Source organism: Ollibium composti, from assembly GCF_004801285.1.
GTDB classification, from domain to species: domain Bacteria; phylum Pseudomonadota; class Alphaproteobacteria; order Rhizobiales; family Rhizobiaceae; genus Mesorhizobium; species Mesorhizobium composti.
On record NZ_SSNY01000001.1, the window covers coordinates 78327 to 92008 of the forward strand.

14 protein-coding genes are annotated in these 13682 nt (G+C 66.5%); 7 read left to right on the forward strand and 7 right to left on the reverse strand.

Features of this window, described 5'->3' with window-relative positions; translation table 11 throughout:
- Positions 1-13 precede the first annotated feature (13 nt).
- Complete coding sequence (locus tag E6C48_RS00335; protein WP_136352827.1) at positions 14-328, reverse strand: DUF2293 domain-containing protein; 315 nt, start codon at positions 326-328, stop codon at positions 14-16.
- A complete protein-coding gene (gene tsaA, locus E6C48_RS00340; RefSeq protein WP_136352829.1) occupies positions 325-828 on the reverse strand; it encodes a tRNA (N6-threonylcarbamoyladenosine(37)-N6)-methyltransferase TrmO in 504 nt (167 codons plus the stop codon). The genes E6C48_RS00335 and tsaA overlap by 4 nt, the downstream gene beginning before the upstream one ends.
- Before the next feature lie 126 nt (positions 829-954).
- Between tsaA and E6C48_RS00345 the strand changes: the two genes are divergently transcribed.
- Both E6C48_RS00345 and metF read left to right on the forward strand, forming a co-directional pair.
- Positions 955-1974 carry an ArsR/SmtB family transcription factor gene (locus E6C48_RS00345; protein WP_136352831.1) on the forward strand — a complete coding sequence of 340 codons (1020 nt, stop codon included), beginning with the start codon at positions 955-957 and terminating at the stop codon, positions 1972-1974.
- A complete protein-coding gene (metF, locus tag E6C48_RS00350; protein ID WP_136352833.1) occupies positions 1974-2906 on the forward strand; it encodes a methylenetetrahydrofolate reductase [NAD(P)H] in 933 nt (310 codons plus the stop codon). The genes E6C48_RS00345 and metF overlap by 1 nt, the downstream gene beginning before the upstream one ends.
- A 362-nt stretch (positions 2907-3268) precedes the next feature.
- Here metF and E6C48_RS00355 read toward each other — a convergent pair whose 3' ends face one another.
- The 3 genes from E6C48_RS00355 to E6C48_RS00365 all read right to left on the reverse strand — a co-directional run bounded on the left by E6C48_RS00355 (position 3269) and on the right by E6C48_RS00365 (position 6341).
- Complete coding sequence (locus E6C48_RS00355; protein WP_230978629.1) at positions 3269-4150, reverse strand: DMT family transporter; 882 nt, start codon at positions 4148-4150, stop codon at positions 3269-3271.
- A gap of 150 nt (positions 4151-4300) precedes the next feature.
- Positions 4301-5218 (reverse strand): LysR family transcriptional regulator, encoded by a 918-nt coding sequence (locus E6C48_RS00360; protein ID WP_136352837.1) that lies wholly within the window; start codon positions 5216-5218, stop codon positions 4301-4303.
- Between the two features lie 43 nt (positions 5219-5261).
- The gene (locus tag E6C48_RS00365; RefSeq protein ID WP_136352839.1) at positions 5262-6341 is read right to left on the reverse strand and encodes a YeiH family protein; all 1080 of its coding nucleotides are present in this window, start codon (positions 6339-6341) and stop codon (positions 5262-5264) included.
- Positions 6342-6515: 174 nt separating this feature from the next.
- On the opposite strand from E6C48_RS00365, the gene E6C48_RS00370 reads away from it, so the two are divergent.
- Positions 6516-7736 carry an alanine racemase gene (locus E6C48_RS00370; RefSeq protein ID WP_136352841.1) on the forward strand — a complete coding sequence of 407 codons (1221 nt, stop codon included), beginning with the start codon at positions 6516-6518 and terminating at the stop codon, positions 7734-7736.
- An 82-nt stretch (positions 7737-7818) separates the two neighbouring features.
- On the opposite strand, the gene E6C48_RS00375 is transcribed toward E6C48_RS00370, so the two are convergent.
- Together E6C48_RS00375 and E6C48_RS00380 are read right to left on the reverse strand one after the other, a co-directional pair.
- Positions 7819-9051: a lytic murein transglycosylase gene (locus E6C48_RS00375; RefSeq protein WP_136352843.1), complete on the reverse strand. Its 1233-nt coding sequence runs from the start codon at positions 9049-9051 to the stop codon at positions 7819-7821.
- Between the two features lie 111 nt (positions 9052-9162).
- Entirely contained in the window at positions 9163-9963 is an 801-nt protein-coding gene (locus E6C48_RS00380; RefSeq protein ID WP_136352844.1) for a glycoside hydrolase family 25 protein, read from the reverse strand.
- Positions 9964-10196: 233 nt separating this feature from the next.
- Between E6C48_RS00380 and E6C48_RS00385 the strand changes: the two genes are divergently transcribed.
- The 4 genes from E6C48_RS00385 to E6C48_RS00400 all read left to right on the forward strand — a co-directional run bounded on the left by E6C48_RS00385 (position 10197) and on the right by E6C48_RS00400 (position 13595).
- A complete protein-coding gene (locus E6C48_RS00385) occupies positions 10197-11579 on the forward strand; it encodes a serine hydrolase domain-containing protein (RefSeq protein ID WP_136352846.1) in 1383 nt (460 codons plus the stop codon).
- Positions 11580-11739: 160 nt separating this feature from the next.
- Positions 11740-11955, forward strand: a complete 216-nt coding sequence (locus tag E6C48_RS00390) for a hypothetical protein (protein WP_136352848.1) — start codon at positions 11740-11742, stop codon at positions 11953-11955.
- A 168-nt stretch (positions 11956-12123) separates the two neighbouring features.
- Positions 12124-12843, forward strand: a complete 720-nt coding sequence (locus E6C48_RS00395) for a J domain-containing protein (protein ID WP_136352851.1) — start codon at positions 12124-12126, stop codon at positions 12841-12843.
- Positions 12840-13595: an N-acetylmuramoyl-L-alanine amidase gene (locus E6C48_RS00400; protein WP_136352853.1), complete on the forward strand. Its 756-nt coding sequence runs from the start codon at positions 12840-12842 to the stop codon at positions 13593-13595. The genes E6C48_RS00395 and E6C48_RS00400 overlap by 4 nt, the downstream gene beginning before the upstream one ends.
- The last annotated feature ends 87 nt before the right edge of the window (positions 13596-13682 follow it).

Below are 13682 nucleotides of genomic sequence, written 5' to 3' on the forward strand. Positions count from 1 at the left end.
GAGCCATGCCGGTTCACACGTCCTCGTCGTCCGGATCGAGCAGGCGGGTGGCGCGCCAGGAGGTGAGCACCGCGTTGATGCGGTCGATGACGAAGAAGCGGGCGGCGTCGCGGTCGTAGCCTTCCTCGAGCAGCGTCTCGTAGTCGGTGTGGGCGTGGCGGACATGGGCGACGGTCGCCAGCCAGGGGGAGACGGAGGGCGGCAGCGCCTTCATATGGACGGCACCGGCATCGGCGCGGATCTTTTCGATGTCGGCATAGGGCGCCATCGGCAAGAGCAGCGTCAGCGCCTTGGCGAGCGCACGGCGGCGACCGGTCGGCGCGCTCATCTCTCCGCTCGCTCGACGACGGCGTCCGGCACCGAATCGACGGAGGCGAAATAGGGCTTGATGTCGACGACCGGCGTGCCGTCCAGCACGTCGATGGCTTCCAGATCGAGCCGTCCGGCTTCCATGTCGATGCCGATCAGGCGCACGACGTGCAGCCCGACGGGGTTCGGTCTGACGGGCGAGCGCAGGGCGAAAACGCCTTTCGCATGAGTGGCATGGCGCGGTTTCTGGACAATCAGGTTGCGCGGTGCGTGATGCAGCCATGTGAGGATGGCGACATGGCTGACGCCTTCCAGTCCGGCAAGGCCGGCGCGGTAGGGCGCATCGACCGTCAAGGTCGCCGAAAGGCCGGTCTCGCGCGCGGCGCGCATGTTCTTCGGGCAGTCCTCGCGGCGCGTCCACGGCGAGGCGATGCGGCCGATGAAGACGACATGAGCATCCGCCGGCATCGTCGCCGGATCGGTTTCGAGTTGCCGTTCGCCTTCGCGGTTCTCAAACATCGCGCCCTCCCGGCCCCTTTTCCATCGCACGCCAGCGCCGTTTTCCTGTCCGGCTGCGACATTGGTGATTGCATCGTTGACGAAATCGACATAAAGATATGTTTATATCTTTTCGGAGACTATCGCATGCACGTCGCGCTCGACACGATGGTAGATATATTGAAGGCGGCGGCCGAATCCAGCCGGTTGCGCATCCTCGTGCTTCTGTCGCGAGGGGACCTCACCGTCTCCGACCTCACCGAAATCCTCGGCCAATCGCAGCCGCGCGTGTCGCGCCATCTCAAGCTGTTGCTGGAGGCGGAACTGATCGGCCGCTACCAGGAGGGATCGTGGGCGTTCTTCCGCCTGTCGGATGCCGACTGGGCGCGCGAATTCGTGCTCAGGCTGGTCGCCGACATCCGCGCCACCGACCCGCAGGTGGAGCGCGACTTCGAGCGGCTGGCCGCCGTCAAGCGTCGTCGGCAGGAGCGCGCCGCCGAGTACTTCTCCGACAACGCGGCGAGCTGGGATGAACTGCGTTCGCTGCACGCGCCCGACAAGGCGGTGGAGGCAGCACTGCTGAAGCTGGTCGGCAAACGGCCGTTCCACTCCATGATCGACCTCGGCACCGGGACCGGGCGCATCCTCGAGATCTTTTCGCCGCTCTACCGGCGCGGCGTTGGCATCGACATGTCGCGCGAGATGCTTTCGGTGGCGCGCGCCAATCTCGACAAGGCGGGTGTCGCCAACGCGCAGGTTCGGCAGGGCGATATTTTTTCACCGCCGGTGGAGCGCGACGCCTTCGACCTCGTCACCATCCATCAGGTGCTGCACTACCTGGACGACCCGGGCCGGGCGATCGCCGAGGCAGCGCGGCTGCTGCGCCCGTCCGGGCGGCTCGTCATCGTCGATTTCGCGCCGCACGCACTGGAATTCCTGCGCAACGACCATGCCCACCAGCGGCTCGGCTTCTCCGACCGGCAGATCGCCGACTGGTTCGCCGAGGCGGGACTGGAGCTGGAGCAGAAGGAAGATTTCGAGCCGCGCCCCGGCACCGGCGCGAAGCTCACCGTCAAGCTCTGGCTCGGCCGCGACCGCCGCATGCTGATCGCCGATCCGTCCAACGATACCCAAGCCGCCCTGCGTCCCATAGGGGAAGTCGCCTGATGAACCAGTTCCGCTTTTCGCGCCGGCCCGACATCGGCGACAAGATCCGCGTTTCCTTCGAATTCTTCCCGCCGAAGACCGACGAGATGGAGGCCAGGCTTTGGGAGACGGTGACGCGGCTCGAGCCGCTCAAGCCGAATTTCGTCTCCGTCACCTACGGCGCCGGCGGCTCGACGCGCGAGCGCACCGCCCGCACGGTCAAGCGCATCCTCGACCAGTCGGCCTTGCCGCCGGCCGCGCACCTGACCTGCATCGACGCCGACAAGGATAGCGTCGACCAGGTGATCCGCCAGTTCGTCGATCTCGGCGTCACCCGCTTCGTGGCGCTGCGCGGCGATCCGGCGGCCGGCGTCGGCACGCGCTACCAACCGCATCCGGGCGGCTACGCCAATGGCGCCGACATGGTGGCGGCGCTGAAGCGGCACGGCGATTTCGATATTTCGGTTTCCGCCTATCCGGAAAAGCATCCCGAAAGCCCGGACTTCGCCACCGATATCGAGATGCTGAAGCGCAAGGTGGACAATGGCGCGACGCGCGCCATCACCCAGTTCTTCTTCGACAACGACATCTACGAGCGCTACGTCGAGCGGGTGCGGCGGGCCGGCATCTATATCCCGATAGTGCCGGGCATCCTGCCGGTCCACAACATAAGGCAGGTGGCGAATTTTTCAGCCCGCGCCGGCGCCCATGTGCCGCCATGGCTTTCCGAACGGTTCGAGGGGCTGGACGACGACCCGCAGACGCATGCGCTGGTGGCCTCGGCGGTGGCCGCTGAACAGGTGCTCGACCTTGTCGAGCGCGGCGTCAGCGACTTCCATTTCTACACGATGAATCGCGCCGATCTCGCCTTCGCCATCTGCCACATGATCGGCATCCGCTCGCAGCCTTCGGAGCGTGGGATCGGGGCGGCGGCGGGGTCGGCCGCAGCGTAGGCGGCGCTCGGCCGAGAATCAAAAAGGCCGGGTAAAAACCCGGCCTTTTCAGTGATTTGGAGTGTGCCGTCCAGGTTGTCTTCCTACTGGCGGGTTATGGAAGAACCCCCACGATAAGGGCACCGATGAATGCAAACGCAAAACAAATCATCAGAGCGTTAAGTGGCTTGGTCAGTCCCATGGATAGCCTCCTCTGATAAAGCTATGGCAGGAGTCTAGGGGCATTTGGGCCACAGGCAAGGATAAAATGTGCTGCAATGCGACAGCATTGTGGAATTTCCGACCAGCGGTACCCGGTTGCTCATTGAAAATCCTGATTAATCGCCGGCTATCGACTTGTGCAAAAATTGTGACGAACCGCCTTATTTTCGTATCAGCAACCGTCCGTCGATGGTGACGAGGCCGAGCGCGATCAGCACCATGCCGAGGAGTTCGAACATCTCGATATGTTCGCCGAGGAAGGCGATGCCGAGCAGGATGGCGCTGACCGGCACGATCAGCGTCACCAGCGAGGCGTTGGTGGCGCCGGCCGAGGCGACGAGATTGAAATAGAGGATGTAGGCGAAGGCGGTGGAGAGCAGCGCCAGCCCCAGCACCGCGGCCCATACCGGCACGCTGGCCGAGAACAGGCCGGCGGGGCCGGTGGTCAGGAGAATCACCGGGACCATGATGACGGTCGAGGCGGTGAGTTGTCCGGTCGCCAGCACCGGCGGCGGCACGCTTTTCAGGCGCCGCGCCACCATCAGGGCAAAGGCGTAGGACAGCGAGGCGCCGATCAGTGCGAATTTCGGCCAGGCGGGTCCGCCGAGGCCGGCAAGCACGCCGGGGCCGACCATGACGGCGGTGCCGGCGATGCCGAGCCCGATGCCGGCGAGCTTGTTCCAGGAGAGTTTCTCGTCGGCGGTCATCGCGTTGGCGACGATCAGCGTCCAGAACGGCGTCGTCGCGTTGAGGATCGCGGCAATGCCCGCGCCGAGCTCGGTCTGTCCGGCGAAGATCAGCGAGAAGGGGATGACATTGTTGGTCAGCGCCAGAAGAAAGAACAGGCCGATGTGCGGCAGCGCCAGCCGGAAGGAGGGGCCGCGCAGGGCAAGGTAGATTTGCAGCGCCGCCGCCGCGATCGCCACGCGAAACAGCACCAGCACCAGCGGGTGCATTTCCGCCACGGCGACGCGGGCGAAGAAGAACGAGCCGCCCCAAATGGCGCCGAGCAGGATGAGCTGGCTCCAATCGGCGAGCCTCATGGGACCTCGTTGTGCTACATGATCGGTCACGGCCATTTCACGAACCTCCTGTGGTCCGGCTTGCGCCTTCGTGGGAAGCCATAAGGGCCTGACGGTGGGGCGCCACCCGAAACCAGCTTTTCGGCGAGGCGTAGCTGTCGCAGCGGCGGTTTATCGGCGTTTTTTCCCGACTGGCGCCGTTCCTGTCCCATGCTCTCGCATCAAAGCCAGGAACTCCTTCTGCGCGCGGGTCAGGTGCCGTTCCTTGTGGCGGATGGCGAGGAACTGCCGGGGCGGCAAGGCGAGCGGGATCTGGACGAGATGTCCGGCCGCCACGGCGGCGTCGGTGACGACGCGCGACAGCACAGTGGCGCCGGCGCCGGCGATGACGGCGCTGCGCACGGCCTCGTTCGACGGCAACTCGAAGGCGACGTCGAGCCGCGCCGGCTCCAGGCCGAAGCTGCGCAGCGCCTCCTCGAACACGGCGCGCGTGCCGGAACCGCGCTCGCGCAGCACCCAGCGCGTCGCCGTCAGTTCGGCGGCGGCGATGGTTGTTCGGCCGGCCCAGGCGTGGCCGGCACCCACCACCAGCACCATCTCGTCGTCCGCCGCCGGCAGGATCGACAGGGCAGGGTCGTCTATGCCGCTCTCGACGAAGCCGAGGTCGGCCAGCCCGTCATGGATGGCAGCCGCCACCTGCTCGGTGTTGCCGATGGTCAGCCGCATCGCAATGGCGGGAAAGCGGGTCCGGTAGCGGTGCATGACGCCCGGTAGCCAGTAGTTGGAGATGGTCTGGCTGGCGATGAGGTGCAGCGAGCCGCGCTTCAGGCCGGCGAGATCGGCCAGCACGGCCTCGGCGGAAGCGGCGCGCGCCAGCACCGCTCGCGCCTCCGCCAGGAACAGGCTGCCGGTCTCGTTCAGCTCGATGCGGCGGCCGACGCGGTTGAAGAACCGTGTCGCGTGCCGCGCCTCGAGCGCCGCGATGGCGGCACTGGTGGCCGATTGGGTCAGGTTGAGGTCGCGGGCGGCGCGAGTCAGATGCTCCTGCTCGGCCACGGCGACGAAGATGCGCAGCTGTTCGAGTGTCATGGCAGGCTCCCGGCATAGGTCGTGCCGGGAGCACGGATGCGGTTCAACCCATCGCCAGGATCAGCGACAGGCTGAAGCCGGCGATGAACAGGAAGGCTGCGAGGCCCAGCAGCAGCGGACGCAGGCCCTTGGCCTTCAGCTTGCGGATGTCGGTTTCCAGGCCCATGGCGGCAAGTGCTGTGCTGAGCAGGAAGGTCGTGACGGTCGAGGCGACGGCCGTCGCGGCAGGCGGAAGCGACAGGACGCTGTTCAGCGCCACGACGGCGATGAAGCCGAGCACGAACCACGGAATGGGCGTCCTGGCGGTCTCGGCGCGGTCGCCGGTCCTGCCGGCGCGGCGGGCTTCGGCGAAGCCGAGGCAGAGCACCACCGGTGCCAGCAGCATGACGCGGCTGAGCTTGGCGACGGTGCCGAACTCGCCGGCCGTCTGGCCGCCCTGGAAGGCAGCGGCGACCACCTGGGCGATCTCGTGGATCGAGGCGCCGGCCCACAGGCCGTAAGCATGCGGGGAAAGGCCGAGCGCCGCCGGAAGCAGCGGATAGGCGAACATGGCGATGGAGCCGAAGACCGTCACGCAGGCGACCGCATAGGCGACGTCCTCGTCTGCGGCGCGGGTTACGGAACTGGCGGCGATCACCGCCGATGCGCCGCAGATCGAGGTGCCGGCGGCGATCAACTGGGCGAGCTTGCGTTCCACGCCCATCGCCCTGCCGAGGCAGATCGTGAACAGGAAGGTGGCGCAAAGCGTCGCCGCGATGACGGCGAGGCCGCGCACTCCCACTTCGGCGACCTGCGCCGCCGTCAGTTGCAGGCCGAGCAGCACGATGGCCAACCGCAGCACCGGCCGCAAGGCGAACCGCACGCCGGGCTTCGCCCATGCCGGCGTGCCGACGAGATTGTGGAAGACCAGCCCGATCAGGATCGCCAGGATCATCGGGCTCAGCGCCGAGGCGCCCGGCACCAGCCGCAGCGCAAAGGCGGCCAGCGCGATCGTCGCCGTCAACGCCAAGCCGAGCAGCAGATCCCGGGCGAGACTTGCCCGGCCCGGCCCGGCGGCCTGCGGCGCGTGAAGGGTCTCGTCCGGCAGGCGACGTGCTGCGGGAGGTGGCGTATAAGCGTTCATGGCTGACAGTCCGTTTGTTTTCAGCCATGCTGTCGCTCATTCCGAAACATCGATCCAATTCATTATATCACTTTGATCGTTCTATGGAAGCGAATGATCGGGAAGTGACGGCAGACGGTTTTCCTCGTCCGCCGCTTGCCCTAGATTGCCGCTCCATCGTCCGAGGAAACGTCCATGCAACGATTCGACAATGCCCGCGAGGCGGCGCTGGCGCTTCGCCCCGACGATCCCGTCTACTGCTTCCGGCCGCAGGTGCTGAAGACGGACGCCCGGCGTTTCATGGAGATGTTTCCCGGCAGAACAGCCTATGCGGTCAAGACCAACGGCGAGCCGATCGTGCTGAAGGCGCTGGCCGAGGCCGGCGTCACCGTCTTCGACGTCGCTTCGCCCGGCGAATTCGCTGCCGTGCGGGCCGTCTCGCCGAATGCCGAAATGCTCTACATGCATCCGGTCAAGGCGCAGTCGCACATAAGGCTGGCACTCGAGGAATACGGCATCCGCGTCGTCGCCATCGACCACGAGGACGAGATCACCAAGCTGACGCGCGTGGTGCGCGCGCTCGACATCGATCCCGGCGCCATCACCGTGTTCGTGCGCGTGCAGACCAAGGGCCATGCCGCCTACGAACTGTCGAAGAAGTTCGGCGCCGGGCCGGCGAACGCTGTGGAACTGGCCGAACGGCTCAACCGGACGGGCTACAAGGTCGGGCTTTGCTTCCATGTCGGCAGCCAGATCGAAGACCCCGATACCTACGAGCGGGCACTGGCCTCCGCGGACTGGGTGCGCAACCGGCTGACCTTCGACCTGGCCGGACTCGACGTCGGCGGCGGCTTTCCGGCCGAATACGGCCACGATCCGAACCGCAAGGCGGTCGAGATGCCGTCGCTCGGCCAGATCATGTCGCGGCTGTCGGGCGACCTTACGGAATACGGCTTCGCCGACATGCCGCTGGTGGCCGAGCCCGGCCGGGTGATCGTGGCGCGCTGCCTGTCGCTGATCGTGCGCGTGCTCATGCGCAAGGGCAGGCGGCTCTACATCAACGACGGCATCTGGGCTTCGCTGTCGGATTCGTGGACCGGCAAGATCACGCTGCCGGCGCGTTTCATTCCCGATCCGGCGATCCGCAACCGCAACGGCTCGGAAAAGAATATCGTGCCGTTCAAGGTGTGCGGCGCGACCTGCGATTCCGTCGATATCCTGTCACGTCCCTTCTGGCTGCCGGAAACGGTGGATACCGGCGACTGGATCGAGATCGGCCATATCGGCGCCTATTCGCTGTCCTTGAGAACGCGCTTCAACGGCTTCTATCCCGACACCTTCGTCGAGATCGCCACGCCCTTCGACGAGGGCGACGCGCCGCAGGGATTCGCGAGTTTGGAGACGATGGCGGATTAGGGGAATAAGGGAATATGGCAATAGGGCAGTATGTTCGCCCGCTTCTACTGCCTTATTTCCCTACTGCCTTACTGCCCTCTCTTTAAAACTTTCCCAGCAATTCCGCTGTCGGCCAGCCGTCGACGGGCAGGCCAAGCCGTATCTGTTCCTGACGCACGGCCTCGCGGGTGTTGGTGCCGAGGATGCCGTCGACGGTACCGACGTCGTAGCCGCGCGCTTCGAGCTTCGTCTGCAATGCCTTCATGCCGGCCTGGTCGAGGCCCGGATCGGGACTGCGGGGGTTGTAGGCCGGCGCACCGGCAAAGCGCGAGGCGAGCACGGCCGCTGTCAGCGCATAGGTGGCCGACTGGTTCCACTCGATATAGACGTCGTAGTTGTCATAGGTGAGGAAGGCCGGACCCTTGTGGCCCATCGGCAGCACGATGCCGGCCTTCAGGCCGTTGTCCCGGAGAGGGGAGCCGTCGGGCCGCGTCACGCCCCATTCGGCCCATTGCGAAAGCGACAGCTTGTTGGTGCGGCCGGTCTGGCTCCAGTCCATGACTTCGGGCACGCGCACTTCCTCGATCCACGGCTCGCCCCGTTTCCAGCCCTTCATCTCCACTTTCTTGGCGGTCGTCATGATGACGTCGGGCACGCTGTTGCGCAGGTCGACCTTGCCGTCGCCGTCGCCGTCGACGCCGTCGGCCAGATAGTCGATCGGCAGCATCTGCGTCTGGCCGATCTCGCCGGCCCAGGCGCCTTTCACGTCGGCCGGCACGGTGCCGCGGTCGATCAGGGTCAGCAGCGGCACGAGCTGCGGCCGGAACACCTGCGGGCGGCGGCAGTCATGCGCCAGCGTCACCAGCGCGTTCAGCGTGTGGAAATCGCCCTGCACGGCGCCAAAATCCGTCTCCAGCGCCCAGAAGGCGGTGACGATGGCCGGCGGCACGCCGAACTCGGCCTCGGCGCGGGCGAAGACATCGGCGTATTTCTTCAGGTTGGCCGCGCCCTGCTTCAGCCTGTAGGCGGAGATCATGCGGCCGGAGAACTGGATGAAGGTCTGCGTGAAGACGCCCTGCGCGCGGTCGCGGGCAAGCACCTTCTCGTCGATGGTCGCCGCTTCCAGCGCATCGAGCCCGGCCTGGCCGACGCCGGCAGCCTTGGCCTCGGCGACGACGCCCTGTTTCCATGCCTCGAAATCGCCGCCGCAGGCGACGGGCGCCGCCGCAGCGGGAGCCTCCTGGGCGAAGGCGGTGGTCGCCGTGGTGCAGGCGGTGCCCGCCAGAAGCAGCGCCAAAGCCAGCCGGTGGCACCTCAACGTGATGCGCTGGGACATCGCTTTCCTTCCGAACCTGTCGAGCCGATGGAGGCAACAGTCAGCCTGCATCGCTTCTTCAAGGATCGGGCTGCGATCCCGCGCTCCGAAAAGCAGGCGGCTGGGTCCCTGTCAACGGGTGTTCTGCCGCAGCCATGTGCGCCAGGCGGACTCGGAGCCGTTGAAAACGTTGATGTCCGACTGGCCGGGCATGCCGGGAACGAGGCCGGTGCCGGTGTACTGCCAGAAGGTGAAGGGGTGGCTGCCGTATTTCTCGCGCGGGTGGCCGGCGACCGAGCGCAGCCAGTAGGGATAGCCGCCGAAGGTGGAAAGATCGTTGTCGTCGAAGAAGTCGACCGAGGTGTAGATGATCGGTTTCTTGCCGTAGTGGCGTTCCACCATGGTCAGGAAAGTTTTCATCTCTGCACGCACGGTCGCCGCCGGCGGCCTTGTCTTGCAGGTCGGTGAATGCGGGTTCCATTCCATGTCGAGCACGGGCGGCAGGGCGCCGCGCTCCCTCGGCACATGGTCGATGAACCACTGGGCTTGCTCGCTTGCCGGCCGGCAGAAATAGAAGAAATGGTAGGCGCCGCGCGGAATGCCGGCCGCGCGCGTGCCGGCCCAGTGGCGCTCGAAATTCTCGTCGTAGCGGTCGCCGCCCTCCGTCGCCTTGACGAAGGCGAAGGAGATGCCGCTGGCTTTCGCGGCGCTCCAATCGATGTTGGTCTGGTATTTGGCGACGTCGGTGCCGTGGACGGCGTAGGTCCAGGGCGCGCCGCTTTCCCATTCATGCGGGTCGGCGTCGGCGAATCGCGGCGCGCGCACCGCCACCGTCGGCGTCTCCGACCCGGACGGTGCCAGGTCGGCCAGCCCGCCCGCTGTCGAACAGGCGGCGAGCGTGACCAGCGCTATCAATGCCGCGAAACGGCGCATGACCTCTCCCAACCCCAGACGTGTCCAAGGCCGGTGCCAGCCGGCCGCTGGTGGGTTCAATCCTGTGGTGATCCTGCGATCCCCCGCGAACGGCAGCCCCACGCACGCCGTCCTGTCTCCCAGCGTCATCGGCCATCATGGTTGATTTTCAGTTGATGGCGCTCGACATGCCAGCCGATTTGCGGGAGCAATGGCGGCAAATCGATGGCGGAATCGATCTGCGGGGAGGCGACATGAGCATTGCGCTGACGGGGCTGAAATGGCTTGTGCGGCTGGTGGTGGTCGCCGTCGTCGGCCTGTTCGTCTGGCTCTATCTCGCGCCGCCGGACCTGATCCGCGTCGGTTCCGGCTACAGCGCCAAGATCGTCTGCTCCAATGTCTTCCTCGCCGGGCGCGACCCCGGTGAGGTGCTGGCGGTCGACGTGCAGGCGCCGGGGCATCCGCTGCTGAAGCTGATGAAGGTGAATGTCGACCGCGAGGCAGGCGCCGTCTCGGCCGGGCTGTTGTGGATCCTCGGCAGAAGCGTCGCGGTGGCGCGCGAGGGCTTCGGCTGCACAAACGCACCGGACGGCAATGTCGAGACGGTGAAGGCGCTGGGCGCCACCGTGCCGCCGGCGGCCGCGCCGGAGACCGAGGCGGTGTGGCCCGAGGGCGAGCGGGTGGATGCCTCGCAGGATCCGGTGCTGGCAGCGATCCTCGACGACGCGGCGCTGGCGGGCGAGGGGATGCGCGCCATCGTGGCGGTCAAGAACGGCCGCATCGTCGGCGAGCGCTACGGCGAAGGCTTTTCGGCGGCCACGCCGCTGCTCGGCTGGTCGATGACCAAGACGGTGAATGCCGCCATCATCGGCACGCTGGTGAAGGACGGGCGCATGAGCCTCGATGCGAAAGGTCTCTTTCCGGCCTGGAAGGCGGACGGGCGCGCGGAAATCAGCCTCGCCGACCTGATGGCGATGTCGAGCGGGCTTGCCTTCAACGAGGACTACGGCGACGTCACGGACGTCACCCGCATGCTCTATCTGGAGACCGACATGGCGGGCTTCGCCGCCGCCAAGCCGCTGGCGGAGAAGCCGGGCACGGTTTTCAACTACTCCAGCGGCACCGCCAACATGCTGTCGCGGCTATGGCAGGACGCCGTCGGCGATCCGGCGAAGGCGCTGGCGTGGCCCAGGCAGGCGCTGTTCGATCCGCTCGGCATGCGTTCGGCCGTGCTGGAAACGGACGAGCACGGCACCTTCGTCGGTTCCTCCTACCTGTACGCCACCGCGCATGACTGGGCGCGCTTCGGCCAGTTCCTGCTTCAGGACGGCGTGTGGAACGGCAACCGCATCCTGCCGGACGGCTTCGTCGGCTGGATGCACGAGCCGGCGGCGGCTTCGAAAGCCTATGGCAAGGGACAGGTGTGGATCGAAGCGCCGGGCGACGAGGACAAGCCCGGCGCCGGCGTTGCAGGCGGCCTGCCGGCCGATACCTTCTGGCTGGAGGGGCATGACGGGCAGACCGTCGCCGTCATTCCGTCCGAGCAGCTTGTCGTGGTGCGCATAGGGCTGACGCCGTCCAAGCTCCGTTATCGCCCGCAGACGCTCGTGCTGGCGCTGATGCAGGCGCTGAAGTAGCGGGCGGGACAGTCGCACGATCTCCTGCCGCGGATCACAAGTTCGTGAATGCTGTTACAGCGCGAAACGCAATGTGACGAAACCGAACGGCGGCGGCCGCATTTTGGTGTCGACCGCCCGTTAAATGACTGACCGGGCGTTGTTTGCGAAGGAGAGAGATATGAGGAAGCTCATTTTCGCGTCGGTTTCGGCGTTGGCCCTGCTGGCCGTTGCTGCGTGCAGCGATAGCGGCAGCGGGTCGGACAGCACAACCACCCAGAGCACCACGCCGCCTGCGACCGAGCAGCCGGCCCCGGCGACGCCCGAGGCGACCCCGCCGGCCGACAACACGATGCAGCCGCAGCCGGCGCCCAGTTCGCCCGCCCCGGCGAACTGAACGCGGATGCCCTGATCCGATCGGGAAGGCCGGCCTCGCGCCGGCCTTCTTCTTTGCCGGGAGCGTTGCCGTATCGCCCCTGCGCGTTCACTGCATCGTGACGAGCGGAACCGGTCTGCAAAAACGTCCTGCTTGATAGGCGCATGCCGTGGCCCTAAAAGGGCGCGCATGTCGATTTGGGGCCGTATCGGCGATTTCATCGCCCGCCTGTCGTCTTCCGCCTCGTCGGGGATCGCCGAGATGGTGGAGGCCGTGCGTACGGTCTTTGCTGGCGATGCCGAACTCAGGCGGCGTGTCGCCTTCTCGGTGGCGATGATCGCGCTGTCGGCCAAGATGGCGAAGGCCGACGGCATCGTCACGCAGGACGAGATCCGCGCCTTCCGCGAGATTTTCGAGGTCCCGCCCGAGGAAGCGCGCAACGTGGCGCGTCTCTACGATCTCGCCAAGCGCGACGTCGCCGGCTACGAGGCCTATGCGGCGCAACTGGCGCGGTTGTGCGGGTCCGGCCACCGCAACTGCATGATGCTGGAAGACATCCTCGACGGCCTGTTCCATATCGCGACCGCCGACGGCGTGCTGCACGAGCGGGAAGGGCGCTTCCTGCATCATGTAGCCGAGATTTTCGAGATCGAGGAAAACCACTACCAGACCATCATGGCCCGGCATGTCCATCTTGGCGAGGGCGATCCTTACGTCGTGCTGGGGATAGAGCGGGGCAAGCCGTTCGCCGAGATCAAGACGCGCTACCGCCAACTCGTCGCCGCAAACCATCCCGACCGGCTGATCGCGCGCGGCCTGCCGCAGGAATTCATCCGGATCGCGACGACACGCCTGGCGGCGATCAACGCCGCCTACGAGATGATCGAGCGGGACCTGGCGCCCGCATGAGCGGCTTCGCCGCCGACCAGCCGGGCGCCGAGGCGCGACCGTCGCCGAATTTCGGGGCGCGGCGGGGGCCGTCGGCGCCGGACATGCTGATCCTCCACTATACGGGCATGGTGACCGGACGGGCGGCCGAGGATTGGCTGTGCGATCCGGCGAGCGAGGTGTCCTCGCACTATCTCGTGCATGAGGACGGCCGCATCGTGCAGATGGTGCGCGAGGCCGACCGCGCCTGGCATGCCGGCAAGAGCTTCTGGCAGGGCGTCACCGACATCAACTCCTGCTCGGTCGGCATCGAGATCGTCAATCCGGGCCATGTGCTGGGCTACAGCGCTTTCCCGAAGCGGCAGGTGGAGGCGGTGATCGCACTCAGCGCCGGCATTTGCGAACGCCACGGCATCCGGCCCGAGCGGGTGCTGGCGCATTCCGACGTCGCGCCGGGGCGCAAGGCCGATCCGGGCGAGAAGTTTCCCTGGCGGCGGCTTGCCGCGGCCGGCGTCGGGCTTTTCGTGCCGGCCTCGCCGATCCGGCAGAGTGTTGTGTTGTCCGAAGGCGATGCCGGCGGTGCGGTCGAAGAACTCCAGACGCTGCTTTCGCTCTACGGCTACGGCGTCGACATCACCGCCGTCTTCGATGACCGCACGCGGGTGGTGGTGGAGGCATTCCAGCGGCATTTCCGCCCCCGCCGCGTCGACGGCGTCGCCGACGGCTCCACGCTGCGGACGCTTCGCCGTGCGGTCGCTACAGCTGCCGCGTAGTGGCCTTCAAGCAATCGCTGTATTAGTTCTGGATTACATTCTGTCACGCAAAGTGACTTGAGCGGCCATTTTTGGCGCTCATTCGCC

Excerpts from the sequence above, each read along its gene's own strand:
- E6C48_RS00335 (WP_136352827.1), bottom strand. The coding sequence starts at position 328 with ATGAGCGCGCCGACCGGTCGCCGCCGTGCGCTCGCCAAGGCGCTGACG.
- tsaA (WP_136352829.1), bottom strand. The coding sequence starts at position 828 with ATGTTTGAGAACCGCGAAGGCGAACGGCAACTCGAAACCGATCCGGCG.
- E6C48_RS00345 (WP_136352831.1), top strand. The coding sequence starts at position 955 with ATGCACGTCGCGCTCGACACGATGGTAGATATATTGAAGGCGGCGGCC.
- metF (WP_136352833.1), top strand. The coding sequence starts at position 1,974 with ATGAACCAGTTCCGCTTTTCGCGCCGGCCCGACATCGGCGACAAGATC.
- E6C48_RS00355 (WP_230978629.1), bottom strand. The coding sequence starts at position 4,150 with ATGAGGCTCGCCGATTGGAGCCAGCTCATCCTGCTCGGCGCCATTTGG.
- E6C48_RS00360 (WP_136352837.1), bottom strand. The coding sequence starts at position 5,218 with ATGACACTCGAACAGCTGCGCATCTTCGTCGCCGTGGCCGAGCAGGAG.
- E6C48_RS00365 (WP_136352839.1), bottom strand. The coding sequence starts at position 6,341 with ATGAACGCTTATACGCCACCTCCCGCAGCACGTCGCCTGCCGGACGAG.
- E6C48_RS00370 (WP_136352841.1), top strand. The coding sequence starts at position 6,516 with ATGCAACGATTCGACAATGCCCGCGAGGCGGCGCTGGCGCTTCGCCCC.
- E6C48_RS00375 (WP_136352843.1), bottom strand. The coding sequence starts at position 9,051 with ATGTCCCAGCGCATCACGTTGAGGTGCCACCGGCTGGCTTTGGCGCTG.
- E6C48_RS00380 (WP_136352844.1), bottom strand. The coding sequence starts at position 9,963 with ATGCGCCGTTTCGCGGCATTGATAGCGCTGGTCACGCTCGCCGCCTGT.
- E6C48_RS00385 (WP_136352846.1), top strand. The coding sequence starts at position 10,197 with ATGAGCATTGCGCTGACGGGGCTGAAATGGCTTGTGCGGCTGGTGGTG.
- E6C48_RS00390 (WP_136352848.1), top strand. The coding sequence starts at position 11,740 with ATGAGGAAGCTCATTTTCGCGTCGGTTTCGGCGTTGGCCCTGCTGGCC.
- E6C48_RS00395 (WP_136352851.1), top strand. The coding sequence starts at position 12,124 with ATGTCGATTTGGGGCCGTATCGGCGATTTCATCGCCCGCCTGTCGTCT.
- E6C48_RS00400 (WP_136352853.1), top strand. The coding sequence starts at position 12,840 with ATGAGCGGCTTCGCCGCCGACCAGCCGGGCGCCGAGGCGCGACCGTCG.